We start from the raw sequence: 14,834 nt of genomic DNA on the forward strand, positions 1-14,834 counted from the left end.
TCGGTCGGGTCGATAAGCTCTAACGATGAACGGATCGGGGGAAGGCGGGCCGCGGCGTCCGGTGACGCTGGATGATGTGGCGCGGGCGGCGGGGGTTTCGCAGCCGACGGCGTCGCGGGTGCTGAACGGGAGTTCGCGGCGGGTCGCGCCCAGTTATCGGGAGCGGGTGCTGACGGCGGCGCGTGAGCTCGGGTACACGCCGAATCTGCCGGCGCAGGCGATGGCCCGGGGTACTTCGCGGACGATCGCGCTGGTGATCAGCCTGATCTCGGATCCGTACTTCTCCGCGATGGCCGCCGAGATCATGAAACAGGCCGAGGCGATCGGGCTGCACGTGTCGATCGCGGTCACCGAGCGGCTCGCCGAGCGCGAGCTCGACCTCGTGCGGGAGCTGCGGGGGCAGCAGCCGCGCGCGATCATCCTCGCGGGGACCGGGTACGTCGAGCCGCCGTCCGAGCAGGCGCTGATCGACGAGCTGCAGCGGTACGAGGAGACCGGCGGGCGCGTCGTCCTGATCAGTCGTTCGGATCTGCCGTTCGAGACCGTCGACTTCGACAACCACGAGGGGTCGCGGCAGCTGGCCCGCGAGCTGGCGACGCTCGGGTATCGCAATTGCCTGGTGCTCGGCAGTGCCACTCCCCTGCTGTCGATGCAGCAGCGTGTCGAGGGGTTCGTGGCCGGGCTGACCGAGTCCGGCGTCGGCAATACCCGCGTACATCAGCCTGGGTTCAGCTGGGCGGGCGCGCGCGAGTACATCCTCGGCCTCACGGACGCCGAAGCCCGCGAACTCGACCTGGTCTTCGCAGTCACCGACGACATGGCGCTCGGCGCGCTGGCCGGCCTGCGCGAACGCGGGCTGCGCGTCCCGGAGGACGTCGGGGTGGCCGGCTTCGACGACATCAGCACGCTGCGGGACGTCGTACCGCGGCTGACGACCGTCCACGTCGCGCTGAACGCGGTCGCGCAGGAGGCCGTCTATCGCGCGACCACCACCGACACCGACCTGGTACGGCGTACTGTCCCGGCTTATCCGGTGCTCCGGGACAGCACGCCGCAGGTCACAACTTCACGCCACCGCTGATCAGGTCAAGTTTCCAGTACCGCTGCAGGCTCAGGAACAGAATCGCGAGCGGCACGATCGACACCAGCACGCCGGCGATCACGATCGAGTACTGCGCGGCCTGCCCGCCGGTGATGATCATCAGCCCGTAGAGCCCGAGCGTCAGCGGGAACAGCTGATCGTCGTTGATCATCACGAACGGCAGCAGGAAGTTGTTCCAGATACCGATGAACTGCAGCAGGAACACCGTCACCAGCGCGGGCAGCATCAGCGGCGCGCCGACCGAGCGGAAGATCCGCCACTCGCTGCCGCCGTCGATCCGGGCCGCTTCCATGATCTCGTCCGGGACCGAGGCCTCGGCGTAGATCTTGCACAGGTAGATCGCGAACGGGCTGACCAGCTGCGGCAGCAGCACGGCCGCGTAGTTGTTGGTCATTCCAGCCTTGGCCAGCAGCAGGAACTGCGGGACGGCGAGCAGGATCTGCGGGAGCAGCACCGCGGCCACGATCGCCCGGAACAAGACGATACTGCCGGTGAAGCGGTACTTGCCGAGCGCGTACCCGGCCGCGCCCGCGATCGCCGTCGAGAGCAGGCCGCCGCCGACGGCGTAGATGACCGAGTTCAGCACCCAGCGGCCGAAGATGCCGTCGTTGTAGCCGAACAGGGCGTCCAGGTTGGACCAGAAGCCGCCGTTGAAGGCCGGGACGAACGGCGCGGTCGAGAACAGCTCGTCGTTCGTCTTGGTCGCGGCGATCACGATCCAGAGCACCGGCAGCACGCAGTACAGCGCGCCGATCAGCAGGATCAGCGTCGGCACCCAGCGGGTTCGTTGCGTCATCGGGCCCTCCCGATCCGGCGTCCGATCGCGGAGACGACCACGGTGGCCGCGACCGTCATCAGGATCAGCAGGAAGGACGTCGCCGCCCCCTCGTAGATGCTGTTGTCGACGAAGGCGTCGGTGTACGCGCGCATCAGCGGCACCCAGGTGGACGAGATCGCGTTGGCGAGCGGTTTCAGCGTGGTCGGCTCGTTGAACAGCTGGAGCGCGCCGATCACCGAGAACAACGCGACCATCGCGACGGCCGGGGCCATCAACGGCAGCTTCACCCGGACGGCGATCTGGAACTCCGATGCGCCGTCCAGCTCGGCCGCCTCGAACAACTCCCGCGGCAGGCTGCGCACGGTCGTGTAGAGGATGACCATGTTGAAGCCGACGACACCCCAGACCGCGACGTTCGCGACGCTGAAGAAGATGCCGCGGTTGCCGAAGTAGTCGAGCGTGCCGCCGCCGATCGGGCTCGTCGCCGGGAGGTACAGGAACCCCCACAACAGGCTCGCGACGACGCCCGGAACGGCGTACGGCAAGAAGATCGCCAGCCGCGCGAACCCGGTCAGCCGGGCCCGCTTCGCGTCCAGGCACAACGCGAACACCGTCGCCAGGACGACCGTCATCGGGACGCCGAACGCCCCGATCAGCAGCATCCGCCCGAGACTCGCCCAGAACTCGCCGTCCGTCAGCGCCGCCGTGTAGTTCGAGAACCCCGTCCACACCTCGGTCGGCTTCCCGCCCCCGAGCAACCCCCGCCCGACCTGCAACCGCCGAAAGCTCAGGAACAACGCATAAACCGCCGGCGCCACCGTGAACACCAACAGCAACACCACTGCCGGCGACACCAGCACCGCCGGAAGCAGCCCGCCATGCCGCCCGTTCCGGGCACCGCGCGCCGCCGCCGGAGGTGACCCGGCGGCGGGTTCGTCTGCTCGGCTGCTCATGTCAGCCGGCGACCTGGAAGCCGAGCTTCTTCATGTCGGCGACGGTGGCTTCCTGCATGGTGTCGAGGGCGCCGGACAGCGGCGTCTTCTTCTGCAGCGCGGCGGCGAAGGCGTTGGAGTAGGCGTCGAAGGTGACGTTGGCGTTCGGGCCCCAGATGTCGAAGGTCCGGACGCCCTTGGCGGCGGTGGCCATCAGCGTGTTGTAGTCGGGCTGCGTGGACATGAAGGGCGGCGGGGTCTTCAGCGCGGGCAGCTGCTGACCGGCCGGCGAGGCCGGGAAGGCCTGGACGTGCTTGATCAGCGATGTCATCCCGGCCTCCGAGGAGTTCAGCCACTCGACGAACTTCGCGGCCTCCGCCGGGTGCTTGGAGTTCGCCGTGACGGCCTCGGTCTCGCCGCCCCAGATGCCGACGGTGGCGTCCCCGGCGGTCCACGCGGGCAGCGGGACGGCGGCCCACTTGCCGGCGGTGTCCTTCGCGATCGACGGCAGCTGGTTCGGGCCCCACTGCGCGCCGACCCAGCCGACGATCGTGCCGTTGTTCATCTCGGTGTTCCACTGCGCCGACCAGTTCGGCTGCGGGCTGACCAGGCCCTTGGTGATCAGCCCGTCCCAGAAGTCCGCGACCTTCTTGCTCGCCGCGTCGTTGATGCTGACCGTCCAGGTGTCGCCGTCGGCCTTCCACCAGTTGGCCCCGGCCTGCTGCGCGAGCCCGGCGAACCAGCCCGGGTCGGCGGCGGTGAAGTTACCGATGAACTTCTTCGGGTCGGCCTTCTTCAGCGCGGCCGCGGTCGTCGCGTACTCGTCCCAGGTCGCGGGCGGTTTCAGGCCGAGCTTGTCGAAGACGTCCTTGCGGTAGAAGAACACCATCGGGCAGACGTTCTGCGGGACGCCGTACGTCTTGCCCTCGAACTGCACCTGCGACAGCGAGGCCTTGTCGTACTTGGCGTCCAGGCCCTTCACGTAGTCGTCGAGCGGGACGACGACCTGGTTCGCGATCAGCGCGGGCAGCGCCTGGTACTCGACCTGCGTGATGTCGGGGTTGGTGCCCGCCTTGTTGTTGGTGATCAGCTTGTTGTACAGCGTGTACCCGGTCCCGGACGGCTTGCTCAGCTTCACCTGGATGTTCGGGTTCAGCTGGTTCCACTCGTCGACGACCTTGTCCATCCCGCCGTCCCAGTTGACGAACGTCAACTCGACCTTCTCGTTCCCCGCACTCGACGGCGCGCCACTCGGCTCGTCGTTCCCCGAGCAAGCCGTCAGTGCCAGCGCGGCAACCAGCACACCCGCGCTCAATCGTGCGTACATACTCGTCCTCACTTCGAAGCCCACGCCGGGTAGGTGGTGGGGGTGGTCTGGATGCCGATCCACTGGCGGTGGGTGTAGCCGGCGAGCTGCCCTTCGCCGCCGTGCCGGGCGTAACCGTCGTTCACATGCACCTCGTTGCTCTTCACCTGTTCGGCGAAGGCGAGCCCGCGCATCGGGTCCTGAGTGAAGACGGAGTTCATCAACGTGCGATGGCGGTTCACCAGGTCGAGCGCCTCGGCCTCGGTGTCGACGACGGTGATCGGCATCACCGGTCCGAAGATCTCCTCGGTGAACACCGGCATGTCCGGCGTCACCCCGGTCAGGACGGCCGGCTGGTAGAACAAACCGTCGTACGTCCCGCCCGTCGCGAGCTTGGCGCCGGCTGCGACGGACGGCGCGACAAGCCCGTCGTGGAAGCGCTTGAGCTGCTGCTCGGTGATGATCGGCCCGAGATCGACGTCGTCCCGCAGCGGGTCCCCGACCCGCAGCTTGGCGACGCGTTCGACGACGGCGTCCGTGTAGTCGTCGGCGATCGACCGCAGCACGATGTGCCGGCCGGCGGTGATGCAGGTCTGGCCCTGGTACCACAGCGACGACCAGAGCGCGCAGCTGACCGCTTGGTCCAGGTCGGCGTCATCCAGGAGGACGAACGCGTTGTCGCCGCCGAGTTCGGTGGCCGCGGCGCGGAAGTTCTTCCCGGCGTACGCCGAGATCTGCTGCCCGACCTCGAAACTGCCGGTGAAGTGGATCAGGTCGAGATCGGGATGCTCCGACAGCGTCTTGCCCGTCTCCGGCCCGTCCCCCGGGACGACGTTGAACACACCCGCCGGGACGCCGGCCGCCTTCGCCGCCTCGGCGAGGATCTGGCCGCCCGCGATCGGCGTCAGCTCGGCCGGCTTCAGCACGACCGCGTTGCCGTACGCGAGCCCGGGCGCCAGCGCGCGCATCGCGAGGCTCATCGGGTAGTTCCACGGCACGATCAGCCCGATCACCCCGAGCGGCACCGCCCGGGACAGCGAGATCTTGCCGTTCTTGTACGGCGGCAGGATCGCGCCCGCGTTCTCGGTCAGCTGGGTGGCCGAGTTGAGCAGCTGGTTGATCGACTGCCCGAGCTCCTCCTCCGCCTTCTCCCGGGTGCCGCCGGTCTCGCGGATGAGCAGCGTGATCAGCTCGTCGTGCCGGTTCTCCAGCTCGCGGGCGAAGGCCCGCAGGATGTCGCACTTGGCGTTCGCATCCACCGCGGCCCAGCCCGGCTGCGCCCGGCGCGCGCTCCGGACCGCCCGGTCGACCTGTTCGGACGACGCCGTCCCGTACCGGGCGAACGGCGTACCGGCCGCCTTGTCCAGGACCGGCGACCAGTCCGAGGCGGGCGGTTCGGCCCACCCGTCGATCCACACCTGGGCCTCGTACTCCTGCAATCCCATACGCCTCACCCTCACCGTCGGAATGCGCTTTCCCCGCAGGATTGCGCATTCCCAGGCGGCGGTCAAGAGGTGGATCGGGCCTACTGGGCGAGGTTCAGGAAATTGACCACGCCTGGGTACCGAGCGTGGCCAGCAGCTCCAGGCGGCTGCGGGACTCGTCGTCCGCGGGCGTCATCAGCAGGATCCGCAGGTCGCCGGTCTGGGTGGCCAGCGCGTCGCAGTCGATCTCGACGATGCCGACCTCGGGGTGGTCGACGACCTTGCGGCTGGGCTGGACATCGGCGACGTGCCGCTGCCGCCAGTGCTCGGCGAACCGCGGGCTCGCGGCGAGCAGCTCGTCTACGAGCTGGTGCAGGCCGGAATCGCGCGGGTAGCGGCTGGTGGTCGCGCGGAGGTCGGCGACGATCGACCGCTCGAACTTGGCCAGCGACTCGGCCGTGTGCCGCTGCCGGCCCGTGCCGCGGACGAAGTGCCGCCACAGGGTGTTGCGCTCACGCTCGTCCCACGCGGATGGATCGCCGTACAGGGCGGCGTACAGGTCGTTCCAGGCGATCATCGTGAACATGGCGTCCAGGACGACGATCGGGCGGTCGCGGAGCCGGTCGAGCATCCACCGAACGCCGGCCGGGAGCTGCCGGCTGATCCGCTCCGGGTCGTCCGCGTGGCCGGCCAGGCGGAAGAGATGCGCCTGCTCGGCGTCCGTGAGCCGGAGCGCGCGAGCGAGGGCGGCGCATACCGAGGCGGACGGCGTCCGGGTGCGGTTCTGTTCGAGGCGGACGACGTACTCGATCGAGATCCCGGCGAGGAGGGCCAGCTCTTCGCGGCGCAGCCCGGGCGCGCGGCGGTGACCGTTGGCCGGCAGACCGACCTCGGCCGGGTCGACCCGATCGCGCCAGGCGCGGAGCATACTCGCGAGTTCGCCGTCCACGGGTCCAGTGTGCCTGGTGGCGGCGAACCGAACGGGGTACGGCTGTTACCAGGATGAGCCGTAGCTGCTTGCCGCCGTCCTGATCGCGGAAGCTGGCGGCATGACAACTTCGCTCACCCTCGCTCCCGGCCTGACCCTGACCCGGATGGGGTACGGCGCCATGCAGCTCGCCGGCCCCGGCGTCATGGGCCCGCCGAAGGACCACGACGAGGCCATCGCCGTCCTGCGCGCCGTCGTCGACGCCGGCGTCACTCACATCGACACCAGCGACGCCTACGGACCGCACATCACCAACTCGCTGATCCGCGAAGCCCTGCACCCCTACGCCGACGGCCTGCACATCGTGACCAAGGTCGGAGCGCTGCGCTCGGACGATGGGGCCTGGGTTCAGGCGGACTCGCCGGAAGACCTGCGGGCGCAGGTACACGACAACCTGAGCCGTTTGGGGCTCGACGTCCTCGATGTGGTGAACCTGCGGAACATGCAGGCGAAGGACAGCTCGGTAGCGGAACGGATCGGCGTCCTCGCGGAGCTGCAGCAGGAAGGTCTCATCCGGCACCTCGGCGTCAGCGAGGTGAGCCGCGACCAGCTCGACGAAGCACGCAAGGAGGCGACGATCGTCTGCGTCCAGAACCTCTACAACCTGGCCAACCGCGCCGATGACGACCTCGTCGACCTCTGCGCCGCCGAAGGCATCGCCTTCGTCCCCTACTTCCCCCTAGGCGGTTTCAGCCCGCTCCAAGCCACCGCCCTCTCCACCGTCGCCACCCGCCTGGGCGCCTCCGAACAACAGGTCGCCCTCGCCTGGCTCCTCCACCGCTCCCCCACCACCCTCGTCATCCCCGGCACCTCCTCCCGCGCCCACCTAGCCCAAAACCTGGCCGCCGCCACCCTCGTCCTCCCCACCGACGCCCTCGACGAACTCAACCGCATCGGCGCGCAGACGAACGGGTAGTAGTACGGCTGGCGCCGATCGGGCAGGCGTGGCCGACCTGCTCGGCCGCCACCTCTACCCGTTGCTCGGTACGGCTCAGCGGCGGGTGGTGTAGAAGGCTACGGCGGCGGAGCTGGCTACGTTGAGGGAGTCGACGTTGGCGGCCATGGGGATTTTGACGGTGAGGTCGGCCTGGTCGAGGACGTGGGGTTTGAGGCCGTGGCCTTCGGTGCCGAAGATGAGGGCGAGTTTGGGGTCGTGGCGGGCGGCCAGGGCGTCGAGGGTGATGGAGTCGTCGGTGAGGGCGAGGGCGGCGGAGACGAAGCCGGCGTCGCGGAGGACGTCGAGGGCGCCGGGCCAGTTGTCGAGGCGGGTCCAGGGGACCTGGAAGACGGTGCCCATGGAGACCTTGATCGAACGGCGGTAGAGCGGGTCGGCGCAGGTGGGGGTGACGAGGACGAGGTCGATGCCCATGGCGGCCGCGGCGCGGAAGCCGGCGCCGACGTTCGTGTGGTCGACGATGTCGTCGAAGATGGCGATCCGCCGGGTAGCCGGGGTCAGCAGGTCGGTGAGGGGAGCGGACGCCGTCCGCCGGTACGACGCCAGGGCGCCGCGGTGGACGTGGAAGCCGGTGACCTGCTCGGCGAGCTCCTCGGAGACGACGTACACGGGGGTGTCGGGCCATCGCGCCAGGACGTCCTGCAAGGAGTCCAGCCAGCGGGGGGCGAGGAGGAACGAGCGCGGCTCGAAGCCGCCCTCGGCCGCTCGCCGGATCACCTTGTCCCCCTCGGCGATGAAGAGGCCGTGCTCCTCCTCGAGCAGGCGGCGCAGGCTGACCTCGCGCAGCTGCACGTAGTCCGCCAGCCGCGGGTCGCCCGCGTCGCTCACCTCGACCAGCGAGCTCACGCGGTACCGCCGCTCGTCCCTACCTCGACTACGTTGCCGATGACAACAATCGCCGGGGCGCCGACGCCGTTGTCACGCATGGCGGTGGCGATGTCGGCGAGGGTCGCGGTGACCAGATGCTGGGTGGGGAGGGTCCCGTCGGCGATCGCGGCGGCGGGGGTGTCGGCGGGGCGGCCGGCGGCGATCAGGCGGTCCGCGATGGCGGGCAGGTTCTCGACGGCCATCAGCAGGACCAGGGTGCCCGACAGCTGAGCCAGGGCGTCCCAGTTGACGAGCGAATCCGGGTGGGACGGCGGGATGTGGCCGGAGACGACGGTGAACTCGTGGGTGACGCCGCGGTGGGTGACGGGGATGCCCGCGATGGCTGGGACCGAGATGGAGCTGGTGATCCCCGGGACGACGGTCCAGGGGACGCCGGCCTCGGCGCACGCGAGGGCCTCTTCGAAGCCCCGGCCGAAGACGTACGGATCGCCGCCCTTCAGCCGGACGACGACCTTCCCCGCCAGACCGCGATCGACCAGGATGCGGTTGATCTCCTCCTGCTGGGCGGCGCGGCCGCGCGGGAGTTTGGCGGCGTCGAAGAGCTCGACGTCCGGTGAGAGTTCGTCGAGGAGCTGCTGGGGGGCCAGCCGGTCGGCGACGACGACGTCGGCTTCGGCGAGCAGCCGGCGGCCGCGGACGGTGATGAGGTCCGGATCGCCCGGCCCGCCGCCGACCAGGTAGACGCCGGCGCGCTTCGAGCCGGTCTCGCGGGCGCCGAGCGAACCCGTCCGCAGCCCTTCGAGGATGGCATCACGGACGCGGGCCGAACGGCGGTGGTCGCCGCCGCCGAGGACGCCGATGGTCACGTTGTCGTGCTGCCCGGACGCCGGCGTCCAGGCGGTCGCGCGGGAGCGGTCGTCGGAGCGGACACAGAAGATCCGCCGCTCTTCGGCCTCGCGGGAGACCTCGTCGTTCACGGCCGCGTCGTCGGTGGCGACGACGACGTACCAGGCGCCGTCCAGATCGCCGGACCGGTAACCGCGCTCGACCCAGGTCAAGGACGGGTTGGCGAGCAGACCCTCGATGGTCGGGGTGATCACCGGCGAGATCAGGTCGATCACCGCGCCGGACTCGAGCAGCCGCGGCAGCCGCCGCTGGGCCACTCCCCCGCCGCCGACCACGACGACGCGCCGCCCGGTCAGGACCAGGCCGGACAGGTACTGGTCGGTCACGACTCGATCCCCGCGGACTCGAACGTCGCCATCTCGCTCAGCGCGCGGACGGCGCAGGTCAGGATCGGGTACGCCAGGACGGCGCCCGTCCCCTCGCCGAGGCGGAGGTCGAGGTCGACCAGCGGCTGCAGGCCGAGCGTCTTCAGCGCGACCGCGTGCCCCGGCTCGGCCGAGCGGTGCCCGGCGACGCAGTAGTCGACAGCGCTGGCGTGGAAGGCCTGTGCGACGAGCGCCGCGGCGCCCGCGATGACGCCGTCCAGGACGACGGGGACGCGGTTCGCGGCGCCGCCGAGGATGTAGCCGGCCAGGGCCGCGTGCTCGAGACCGCCGAAGGCCTGCAGGGCGCCGAGCGGGTCGGACGCCGGGACGTCGTGCCGGTCGAGCGCGGCCTGGACGATCGCGGTCTTGCGGGCGAGCGTGGCGTCGTCGATCCCGGTGCCGCGGCCGGTGACGACGTCCGCGGTGGAGCCGGTGAAGGTCGCGATCAGGGCGGCGGACGCCGTGGTGTTCGCGATCCCCATGTCGCCGGTGAGCAGGCAGCGGTAGCCGTCCTTGACCAGGGTGTCGGCGAGGTTGAAGCCGACCCCGACCGCCGCGCAGACCTCGTCGAGCGTGAGCGCCGCACCGGCCGACAGGTCCCGCGTGCCCGGGCGGACCTTCGCGTGCACGATGTCGAGCTCCTCGACCGGGGTCGCGACGCCGACGTCGACGACGCGGACGTCGACCCGGTTGTTGGCCGCGAACGCGTTGACCGCGGCGCCGCCGGCGGCGAAGTTGGCCAGCATCGCCGCGGTCACCTCCTGCGGCCACGGCGACACCCCCTGCGCGTGGACGCCGTGATCGGCGGCGAAGACCGTGACGACCGCCGGCAGCGGCACCTCCGGCGGGCACTGGCCGCTCATCCCGGCCACTCGCACGGAGAGCTCCTCCAGCACGCCCAGTGACCCGGCCGGCTTGGTCAGCCCGCCCTGCCGCTCCGCCGCGGCGCGCATCGCGCCCTCGTCGGCCGGCCCGATCCGCGCCAGGTACTCCTCCACACATGCCTCCACTCGGTGGTGCCCACTCGTGCACCGATCTTCGCATCCCGGGCCGGATCCCCTGCGACGGCATGCGATCGCGTGGACAAGTGTCTCGGCGAGTAGCGTTGGTGCCTTCGGCGGCGGTCCAGTCGTTCGCTGGCAAGGCGGAGGAGGAGCGCGATGCGGAGCATCTCGCGACGACAACAACGCAGCCAGCGGGCGTCTGGGGCGTCGCCGGAGGTGCCGAACGCTGCTCGGCGAGGCACTAGTGTCGGGATTACCACACGTCGTCAGATCCCGGAGGATCACAGATGTCGCTCGACCGGCCCGTCAGTCCCGATCCGTACGAGCTGCTCCCGCAGGTCGGCAGCTTCACCGTCACGAGCACCGACGTGACGGAGGGTGAGCAGCTCTCCGACGCGCACGTGTTCGCCGGCGGCAACACCTCGCCGCAGCTGTCCTGGTCCGGCTTCCCGGACGGGACGAAGGGTTTCGTCGTCACCTGTTTCGACCCCGACGCGCCGATCGTGTCCGGCTTCTGGCACTGGGTCCTGGTCAACCTGCCCGCCGACGTCACCGAGCTCGAGGCCGGCGCCGGCACCACCGAGCGGCTGTCCAACGGCGCCTTCCACGTCCGCAACGACTTCGGCACCAAGAACTACGGCGGCGCCGCCCCGCCCGCCGGCGACCAGAACCACCGCTACTACTTCGTCGTCCACGCCCTCGACATCGAGGCCCTCGACGTCGACGACACCGCCACCCCAGCCGTCGTCAGCTTCAACCTCGCCTTCCACACCCTCGCCCGCGCCGTCCTCACCCCCACCTACCAAACCGCGGAGTAGACCCGACTCGCTCGCGACCGTCCTGGAGCCTCGTGGGTTCGGGGCGTCGAACCGACGAACGGGTAATGGTCGCCTTGCGGCGGCAGAACAGCCTGACCGTGAGCGTGACGGCGGCGGACGCCGCTGACTACTACCCGTTCGTCGGTAAGGCGCCCGGGCTCGGGCCGGTCCCCGTCCACGGTGGTTCAGCCGTGGACGGGGTGACCGGCGCCGGAGCACGCCACCGGAGGTGGCACGAGGGCAGCCGCCGCGGAGCGGTGTCCTTGCGGTCAGTCCTTGATGCCGGACTGGGTGACGCCTTGGATCAGGTAGCGCTGGAGGAAGGCGAAGATCAGGACGAGCGGGAGGATCGAGACCGCGACGGCCATGAAGAGTTGATGGATGTTGACGGTCTGGGCGGTGATGAAGGTGGACATCGCGACCTGAATGGTCCAGGAGCTGGAGTCCTGGCCGATCACCAGCGGCCAGAGGAACGAGTTCCAGTTGCCGATGAAGGTGATCGCGGCGATGGCCGCGAAGAAGGGCAGGGAGTTCGGGACGACGATCCGCCAGAACACCCCGAAATAGCCGGCGCCGTCGACGCGGGCCGCTTCTTCGAGCTCTTTCGGAAAATTCAGAAAATATTGCCGGAAGAGGAATGCGGCGAATCCCGAGAACAGCGTCGGGATGATCAGGCCGCGCAGCGTACTGACCCAGCCCAGCGACGAGACGACGATGAAGCTGGGGATGAAGGTGACCGCGCCGGGGATCATCAGCGTCGCGACGATCGAGTAGAAGACCTTGTCGGCGTGCCGGTACGGGATCCGCGCCAGGCCGTAGCCGGCCATCGAGGCGAGCAGCAGCTGACCGGCCGTGCCGAGGATGCCGACGACGGCGGAGTTGTACATCGCCCGCGCCATCGGGACCTCGGTGTTGCTGAACAGCTCGCCGACGTTGCCCCACTGCAGGTCGGACGGGAACAGCGTCCAGTCCGGCGCGGTGATGTCGGCCTCGGTCGACAGGGCGTTGCGCAGGATCAGGTAGAACGGCAGCAGGAACAGCACCACCGCGATGAACAGCGCGATCCAGCGCAGGCCGACGCCGACCCGGCCGAGTGGGCTGCGGGTGTAGCCGATCGGCTCCAGCGTGCCCGAGGTACGTTCGGCCGTGGCCATCAGTCGCCTGCCTTTCCGAAGCCGAAGATCCGGGTCTGCAGCAGCGTCACCAGCATGATGATGACCGCGAGGATCAGCGCCCCGGCCGAGCCGTGGCCGAGATCCTGGATCGAGCCGAGGGAGATGCCGTACAGGTAGACCAGCGGCGGCCGCGCGTAGTTCACGTTGCCGATCAGGTTGTAGAACTCATCGAAGGCCTGATAGGCCGCGATCAGATTCAATATCAGGACCGAGACCGACGTCGCCCGCAGTTGCGGCAGCGTGATGTAGCGGAACACCTGCCAGCCGGGCTTGGCCCCGTCGACGTACGCCGCCTCGTACAGCGTCGGCGAGATCCGCTGCAGGCCCGCGATGAACAAGATCATGTAGAAGCCGAGCTGCAGCCACAGCCGCACGGTGATGATCGGGATCCAGTACCAGGGCGGATCCACGGTCGACAGCCAGGCGACGTTGTCGATCCCGAACCAGCCGAGCACGGTGTTGGCCAGGCCGAACCGGACGCCGTTGAAGATCGACAGCCGCCAGATCACACAGGCCACGACGTACGAGCAGGCGGTCGGCAGGAAGAACACCGACCGGAAGAACGCCTTCGCGATCTTGACCTGGTTGACCAGCAGCGCGAGCGCCAGCGACATCACGAACGTCAGCGGCACGATGAAGACCGCGAAGATCGTGAACGTGCCGAGGCTGCCCATGAAGTTGCTGTCGGTGAGCATGTCGACGTAGTTCTGCAGCCCGACGAACTTCGACGGCGTGACCGTGTTGTAGGCCTCGAAGAAGCTGAGGACCAGGCTCCAGATGATCGGCAGGTAGGAGAAGATCAGCAGCCCGATGACGAACGGCCCGACGAACAGCCAGAACGAGCGCGTCGTCCCGGCGATCCCCTTCTGCCGCGGCTTCCGTCGCTCACCAGGAGGAGCGGACGCCGCGGCCGTCTTGACCGGTGCGCTCATCCGAACAGCCGCGCCAGCTCGCCGTTGACCGTCTTCTCGGCCTTACTGAACTCGGCGGCGGGGTCGGCTCCCTTCTTGATCACGTTGGTCAGGACGTCGGTGAACGCGGTGCCCATCTTCGGCGTCCAGGCCGGGTTGTCGGTGTAGCCGAAGTCCGTGGTCAGCTTGACCGTCTCGGCCGCGACGCCGCTCTGCAGTTTCGACGCCTTCGCGGCGATCGACTTCCGCGGCGGGATGTGGAAGCCGTAGTTCAGTGACCAGTCCTCCTGGTACTCCGCCTGGTCGATCCACAGCCACTTGACGAACTTCTTGGCCGCGTCGACGTTCGCGCTCTTCGCCGAGACGAACTGCGTCCAGCCGCCGGAGTAGACCGCGGCCTTGCCCTCGGCATCGGCCTTCGGGAACGCGAAGACGCCGAGGTCGTCGCCGAGCGCCTTCTGCATCCCCGGCACCGCCCACATGCCGATCCACTGCATCGCGACCAGGCCCTGGTTGATGGCGCCCGGATCCCACCAGTCGGTCGGGGCGCCCAGCAGCACGGACTTGTCGGCGTACATCTGGCGCAGCTTGCTCAGCGCCTGCGCCGAGCGCGCGCCGGTGAAGCCGACCTTGTTGTCCTCGGTGAGCAGCGAGCCGCCGGAGGAGAACACCGCCGGGCCGCCCAGCGCGTTACCGCCGTCGTTGCCGACGAAGATGCCCTTCACCTTGTCGGTGGTCAGCTCCTTGGCCGCGGCGACCAGGTCGTCGAGAGTCTCCGGCGGCTTGATGCCGGCCTTGTCGAGCATCGACTTGCGGTAGTAGATCACCTGCGGGTCGACGATCATCCGGATGCCGTAGACCTTGCCGTCGACGGTGTTGGTGGCCAGGTCGCCGGGCGCGAAGTCGTCCTTCACGTCGGCGATGATGTCGTCGAGCGCCACCACCTGGTTGCTCTTCACCATGCCGATGTTCAGTTGGCTCTCGAAGACGTCGGGGCCCTTGCTGGACAGCAGTCCGGAGGCGAGCTTGCTGCCGTAGTCGCCCGGCGTCCACTCGACCGCGATATTCGCGTCCGGGTAGGCCTTGGCGTACTTGAGCGCGGCCTCCTTGGTGCCGGTCTCGCCGTACTGGTGGTACCACTGCGCCAGCGTGACCTTGGATCCGCCACCGCCTCCGCCGCCGGACGGACGGCCGGTGTTGCCGCCGCAGGCCGCGGTGAACGCGGCGAGTGCGGCCAGGCCACCGGCTCGCTTGAGCAGGTCCCGCCGGTTCAGGCCGGCGTTCGGAACATGAGCAGGCATGAATTCCACCTTCCCTCAGAGCAGCGCCGCAGGGGTAGAGG

Annotated in this window: 14 protein-coding genes; 3 read left to right on the forward strand and 11 right to left on the reverse strand. The window is 69.2% G+C overall.

What is annotated here, in order from left to right; translation table 11 throughout:
* Positions 1–25 precede the first annotated feature (25 nt).
* Positions 26–1,081, forward strand: coding sequence for a LacI family DNA-binding transcriptional regulator (locus ACZ6ZD_RS30050; RefSeq protein ID WP_465677278.1), 1,056 nt, complete (start codon positions 26–28; stop codon positions 1,079–1,081).
* Here the strand turns inward: ACZ6ZD_RS30050 and ACZ6ZD_RS30055 are convergent.
* The 5 genes from ACZ6ZD_RS30055 to ACZ6ZD_RS30075 all read right to left on the reverse strand — a co-directional run bounded on the left by ACZ6ZD_RS30055 (position 1,059) and on the right by ACZ6ZD_RS30075 (position 6,491).
* Positions 1,059–1,898, reverse strand: a complete 840-nt coding sequence (locus ACZ6ZD_RS30055) for a carbohydrate ABC transporter permease (protein ID WP_465677279.1) — start codon at positions 1,896–1,898, stop codon at positions 1,059–1,061. The two genes, ACZ6ZD_RS30050 and ACZ6ZD_RS30055, sit on opposite strands and share 23 nt — an antisense overlap.
* Positions 1,895–2,833 carry a carbohydrate ABC transporter permease gene (locus ACZ6ZD_RS30060; RefSeq protein WP_465677280.1) on the reverse strand — a complete coding sequence of 313 codons (939 nt, stop codon included), beginning with the start codon at positions 2,831–2,833 and terminating at the stop codon, positions 1,895–1,897. Before ACZ6ZD_RS30060 ends, ACZ6ZD_RS30055 begins: the two co-directional genes overlap by 4 nt.
* Position 2,834: 1 nt before the next feature.
* Positions 2,835–4,139 carry an ABC transporter substrate-binding protein gene (locus tag ACZ6ZD_RS30065; RefSeq protein WP_465677281.1) on the reverse strand — a complete coding sequence of 435 codons (1,305 nt, stop codon included), beginning with the start codon at positions 4,137–4,139 and terminating at the stop codon, positions 2,835–2,837.
* Positions 4,140–4,147: 8 nt separating this feature from the next.
* Positions 4,148–5,563 (reverse strand): aldehyde dehydrogenase family protein, encoded by a 1,416-nt coding sequence (locus tag ACZ6ZD_RS30070; RefSeq protein ID WP_465677282.1) that lies wholly within the window; start codon positions 5,561–5,563, stop codon positions 4,148–4,150.
* Between the two features lie 94 nt (positions 5,564–5,657).
* The gene (locus ACZ6ZD_RS30075) at positions 5,658–6,491 is read right to left on the reverse strand and encodes a helix-turn-helix domain-containing protein (protein ID WP_465677283.1); all 834 of its coding nucleotides are present in this window, start codon (positions 6,489–6,491) and stop codon (positions 5,658–5,660) included.
* Between the two features lie 100 nt (positions 6,492–6,591).
* Between ACZ6ZD_RS30075 and ACZ6ZD_RS30080 the strand changes: the two genes are divergently transcribed.
* Complete coding sequence (locus ACZ6ZD_RS30080) at positions 6,592–7,446, forward strand: oxidoreductase (RefSeq protein ID WP_465677284.1); 855 nt, start codon at positions 6,592–6,594, stop codon at positions 7,444–7,446.
* A gap of 75 nt (positions 7,447–7,521) precedes the next feature.
* Here ACZ6ZD_RS30080 and ACZ6ZD_RS30085 read toward each other — a convergent pair whose 3' ends face one another.
* Genes ACZ6ZD_RS30085 through cobT form a run of 3 tightly spaced genes read right to left on the reverse strand, consistent with a single transcriptional unit; the run spans position 7,522 to position 10,582 of the window.
* Positions 7,522–8,331 carry a TrmH family RNA methyltransferase gene (locus ACZ6ZD_RS30085; protein WP_465677285.1) on the reverse strand — a complete coding sequence of 270 codons (810 nt, stop codon included), beginning with the start codon at positions 8,329–8,331 and terminating at the stop codon, positions 7,522–7,524.
* On the reverse strand, positions 8,328–9,545 hold the full coding sequence (gene cobA / locus ACZ6ZD_RS30090) for a uroporphyrinogen-III C-methyltransferase (protein WP_465677286.1): 1,218 nt from the start codon (positions 9,543–9,545) through the stop codon (positions 8,328–8,330). The genes ACZ6ZD_RS30085 and cobA overlap by 4 nt, the downstream gene beginning before the upstream one ends.
* Positions 9,542–10,582, reverse strand: coding sequence for a nicotinate-nucleotide--dimethylbenzimidazole phosphoribosyltransferase (gene cobT, locus ACZ6ZD_RS30095; protein WP_465677287.1), 1,041 nt, complete (start codon positions 10,580–10,582; stop codon positions 9,542–9,544). Before cobT ends, cobA begins: the two co-directional genes overlap by 4 nt.
* Positions 10,583–10,875: 293 nt before the next feature.
* Here cobT and ACZ6ZD_RS30100 point away from each other — a divergent pair, with 293 nt between their 5' ends.
* Positions 10,876–11,406: a YbhB/YbcL family Raf kinase inhibitor-like protein gene (locus tag ACZ6ZD_RS30100; RefSeq protein WP_465677288.1), complete on the forward strand. Its 531-nt coding sequence runs from the start codon at positions 10,876–10,878 to the stop codon at positions 11,404–11,406.
* A gap of 269 nt (positions 11,407–11,675) precedes the next feature.
* Here the strand turns inward: ACZ6ZD_RS30100 and ACZ6ZD_RS30105 are convergent, their stop codons facing one another.
* The 3 genes from ACZ6ZD_RS30105 to ACZ6ZD_RS30115 are packed head-to-tail and all read right to left on the reverse strand — an operon-like array spanning position 11,676 to position 14,793.
* The gene (locus ACZ6ZD_RS30105) at positions 11,676–12,560 is read right to left on the reverse strand and encodes a carbohydrate ABC transporter permease (RefSeq protein ID WP_465677289.1); all 885 of its coding nucleotides are present in this window, start codon (positions 12,558–12,560) and stop codon (positions 11,676–11,678) included.
* Entirely contained in the window at positions 12,560–13,513 is a 954-nt protein-coding gene (locus ACZ6ZD_RS30110) for a carbohydrate ABC transporter permease (protein WP_465677290.1), read from the reverse strand. The genes ACZ6ZD_RS30105 and ACZ6ZD_RS30110 overlap by 1 nt, the downstream gene beginning before the upstream one ends.
* Positions 13,510–14,793 carry an ABC transporter substrate-binding protein gene (locus tag ACZ6ZD_RS30115; protein WP_465677291.1) on the reverse strand — a complete coding sequence of 428 codons (1,284 nt, stop codon included), beginning with the start codon at positions 14,791–14,793 and terminating at the stop codon, positions 13,510–13,512. Before ACZ6ZD_RS30115 ends, ACZ6ZD_RS30110 begins: the two co-directional genes overlap by 4 nt.
* Positions 14,794–14,834 lie beyond the last annotated feature (41 nt).

The sequence above is a fragment of the Kribbella sp. NPDC104218 genome (assembly GCF_055584105.1).

What these genes read in the sequence shown, in the direction of transcription:
- ACZ6ZD_RS30050 (WP_465677278.1), top strand. Translation starts at nt 26, where the DNA reads ATGAACGGATCGGGGGAAGGCGGGCCGCGGCGTCCGGTGACGCTGGAT.
- ACZ6ZD_RS30055 (WP_465677279.1), bottom strand. Translation starts at nt 1,898, where the DNA reads ATGACGCAACGAACCCGCTGGGTGCCGACGCTGATCCTGCTGATCGGC.
- ACZ6ZD_RS30060 (WP_465677280.1), bottom strand. Translation starts at nt 2,833, where the DNA reads ATGAGCAGCCGAGCAGACGAACCCGCCGCCGGGTCACCTCCGGCGGCG.
- ACZ6ZD_RS30065 (WP_465677281.1), bottom strand. Translation starts at nt 4,139, where the DNA reads ATGTACGCACGATTGAGCGCGGGTGTGCTGGTTGCCGCGCTGGCACTG.
- ACZ6ZD_RS30070 (WP_465677282.1), bottom strand. Translation starts at nt 5,563, where the DNA reads ATGGGATTGCAGGAGTACGAGGCCCAGGTGTGGATCGACGGGTGGGCC.
- ACZ6ZD_RS30080 (WP_465677284.1), top strand. Translation starts at nt 6,592, where the DNA reads ATGACAACTTCGCTCACCCTCGCTCCCGGCCTGACCCTGACCCGGATG.
- ACZ6ZD_RS30100 (WP_465677288.1), top strand. Translation starts at nt 10,876, where the DNA reads ATGTCGCTCGACCGGCCCGTCAGTCCCGATCCGTACGAGCTGCTCCCG.
- ACZ6ZD_RS30105 (WP_465677289.1), bottom strand. Translation starts at nt 12,560, where the DNA reads ATGGCCACGGCCGAACGTACCTCGGGCACGCTGGAGCCGATCGGCTAC.
- ACZ6ZD_RS30110 (WP_465677290.1), bottom strand. Translation starts at nt 13,513, where the DNA reads ATGAGCGCACCGGTCAAGACGGCCGCGGCGTCCGCTCCTCCTGGTGAG.
- ACZ6ZD_RS30115 (WP_465677291.1), bottom strand. Translation starts at nt 14,793, where the DNA reads ATGCCTGCTCATGTTCCGAACGCCGGCCTGAACCGGCGGGACCTGCTC.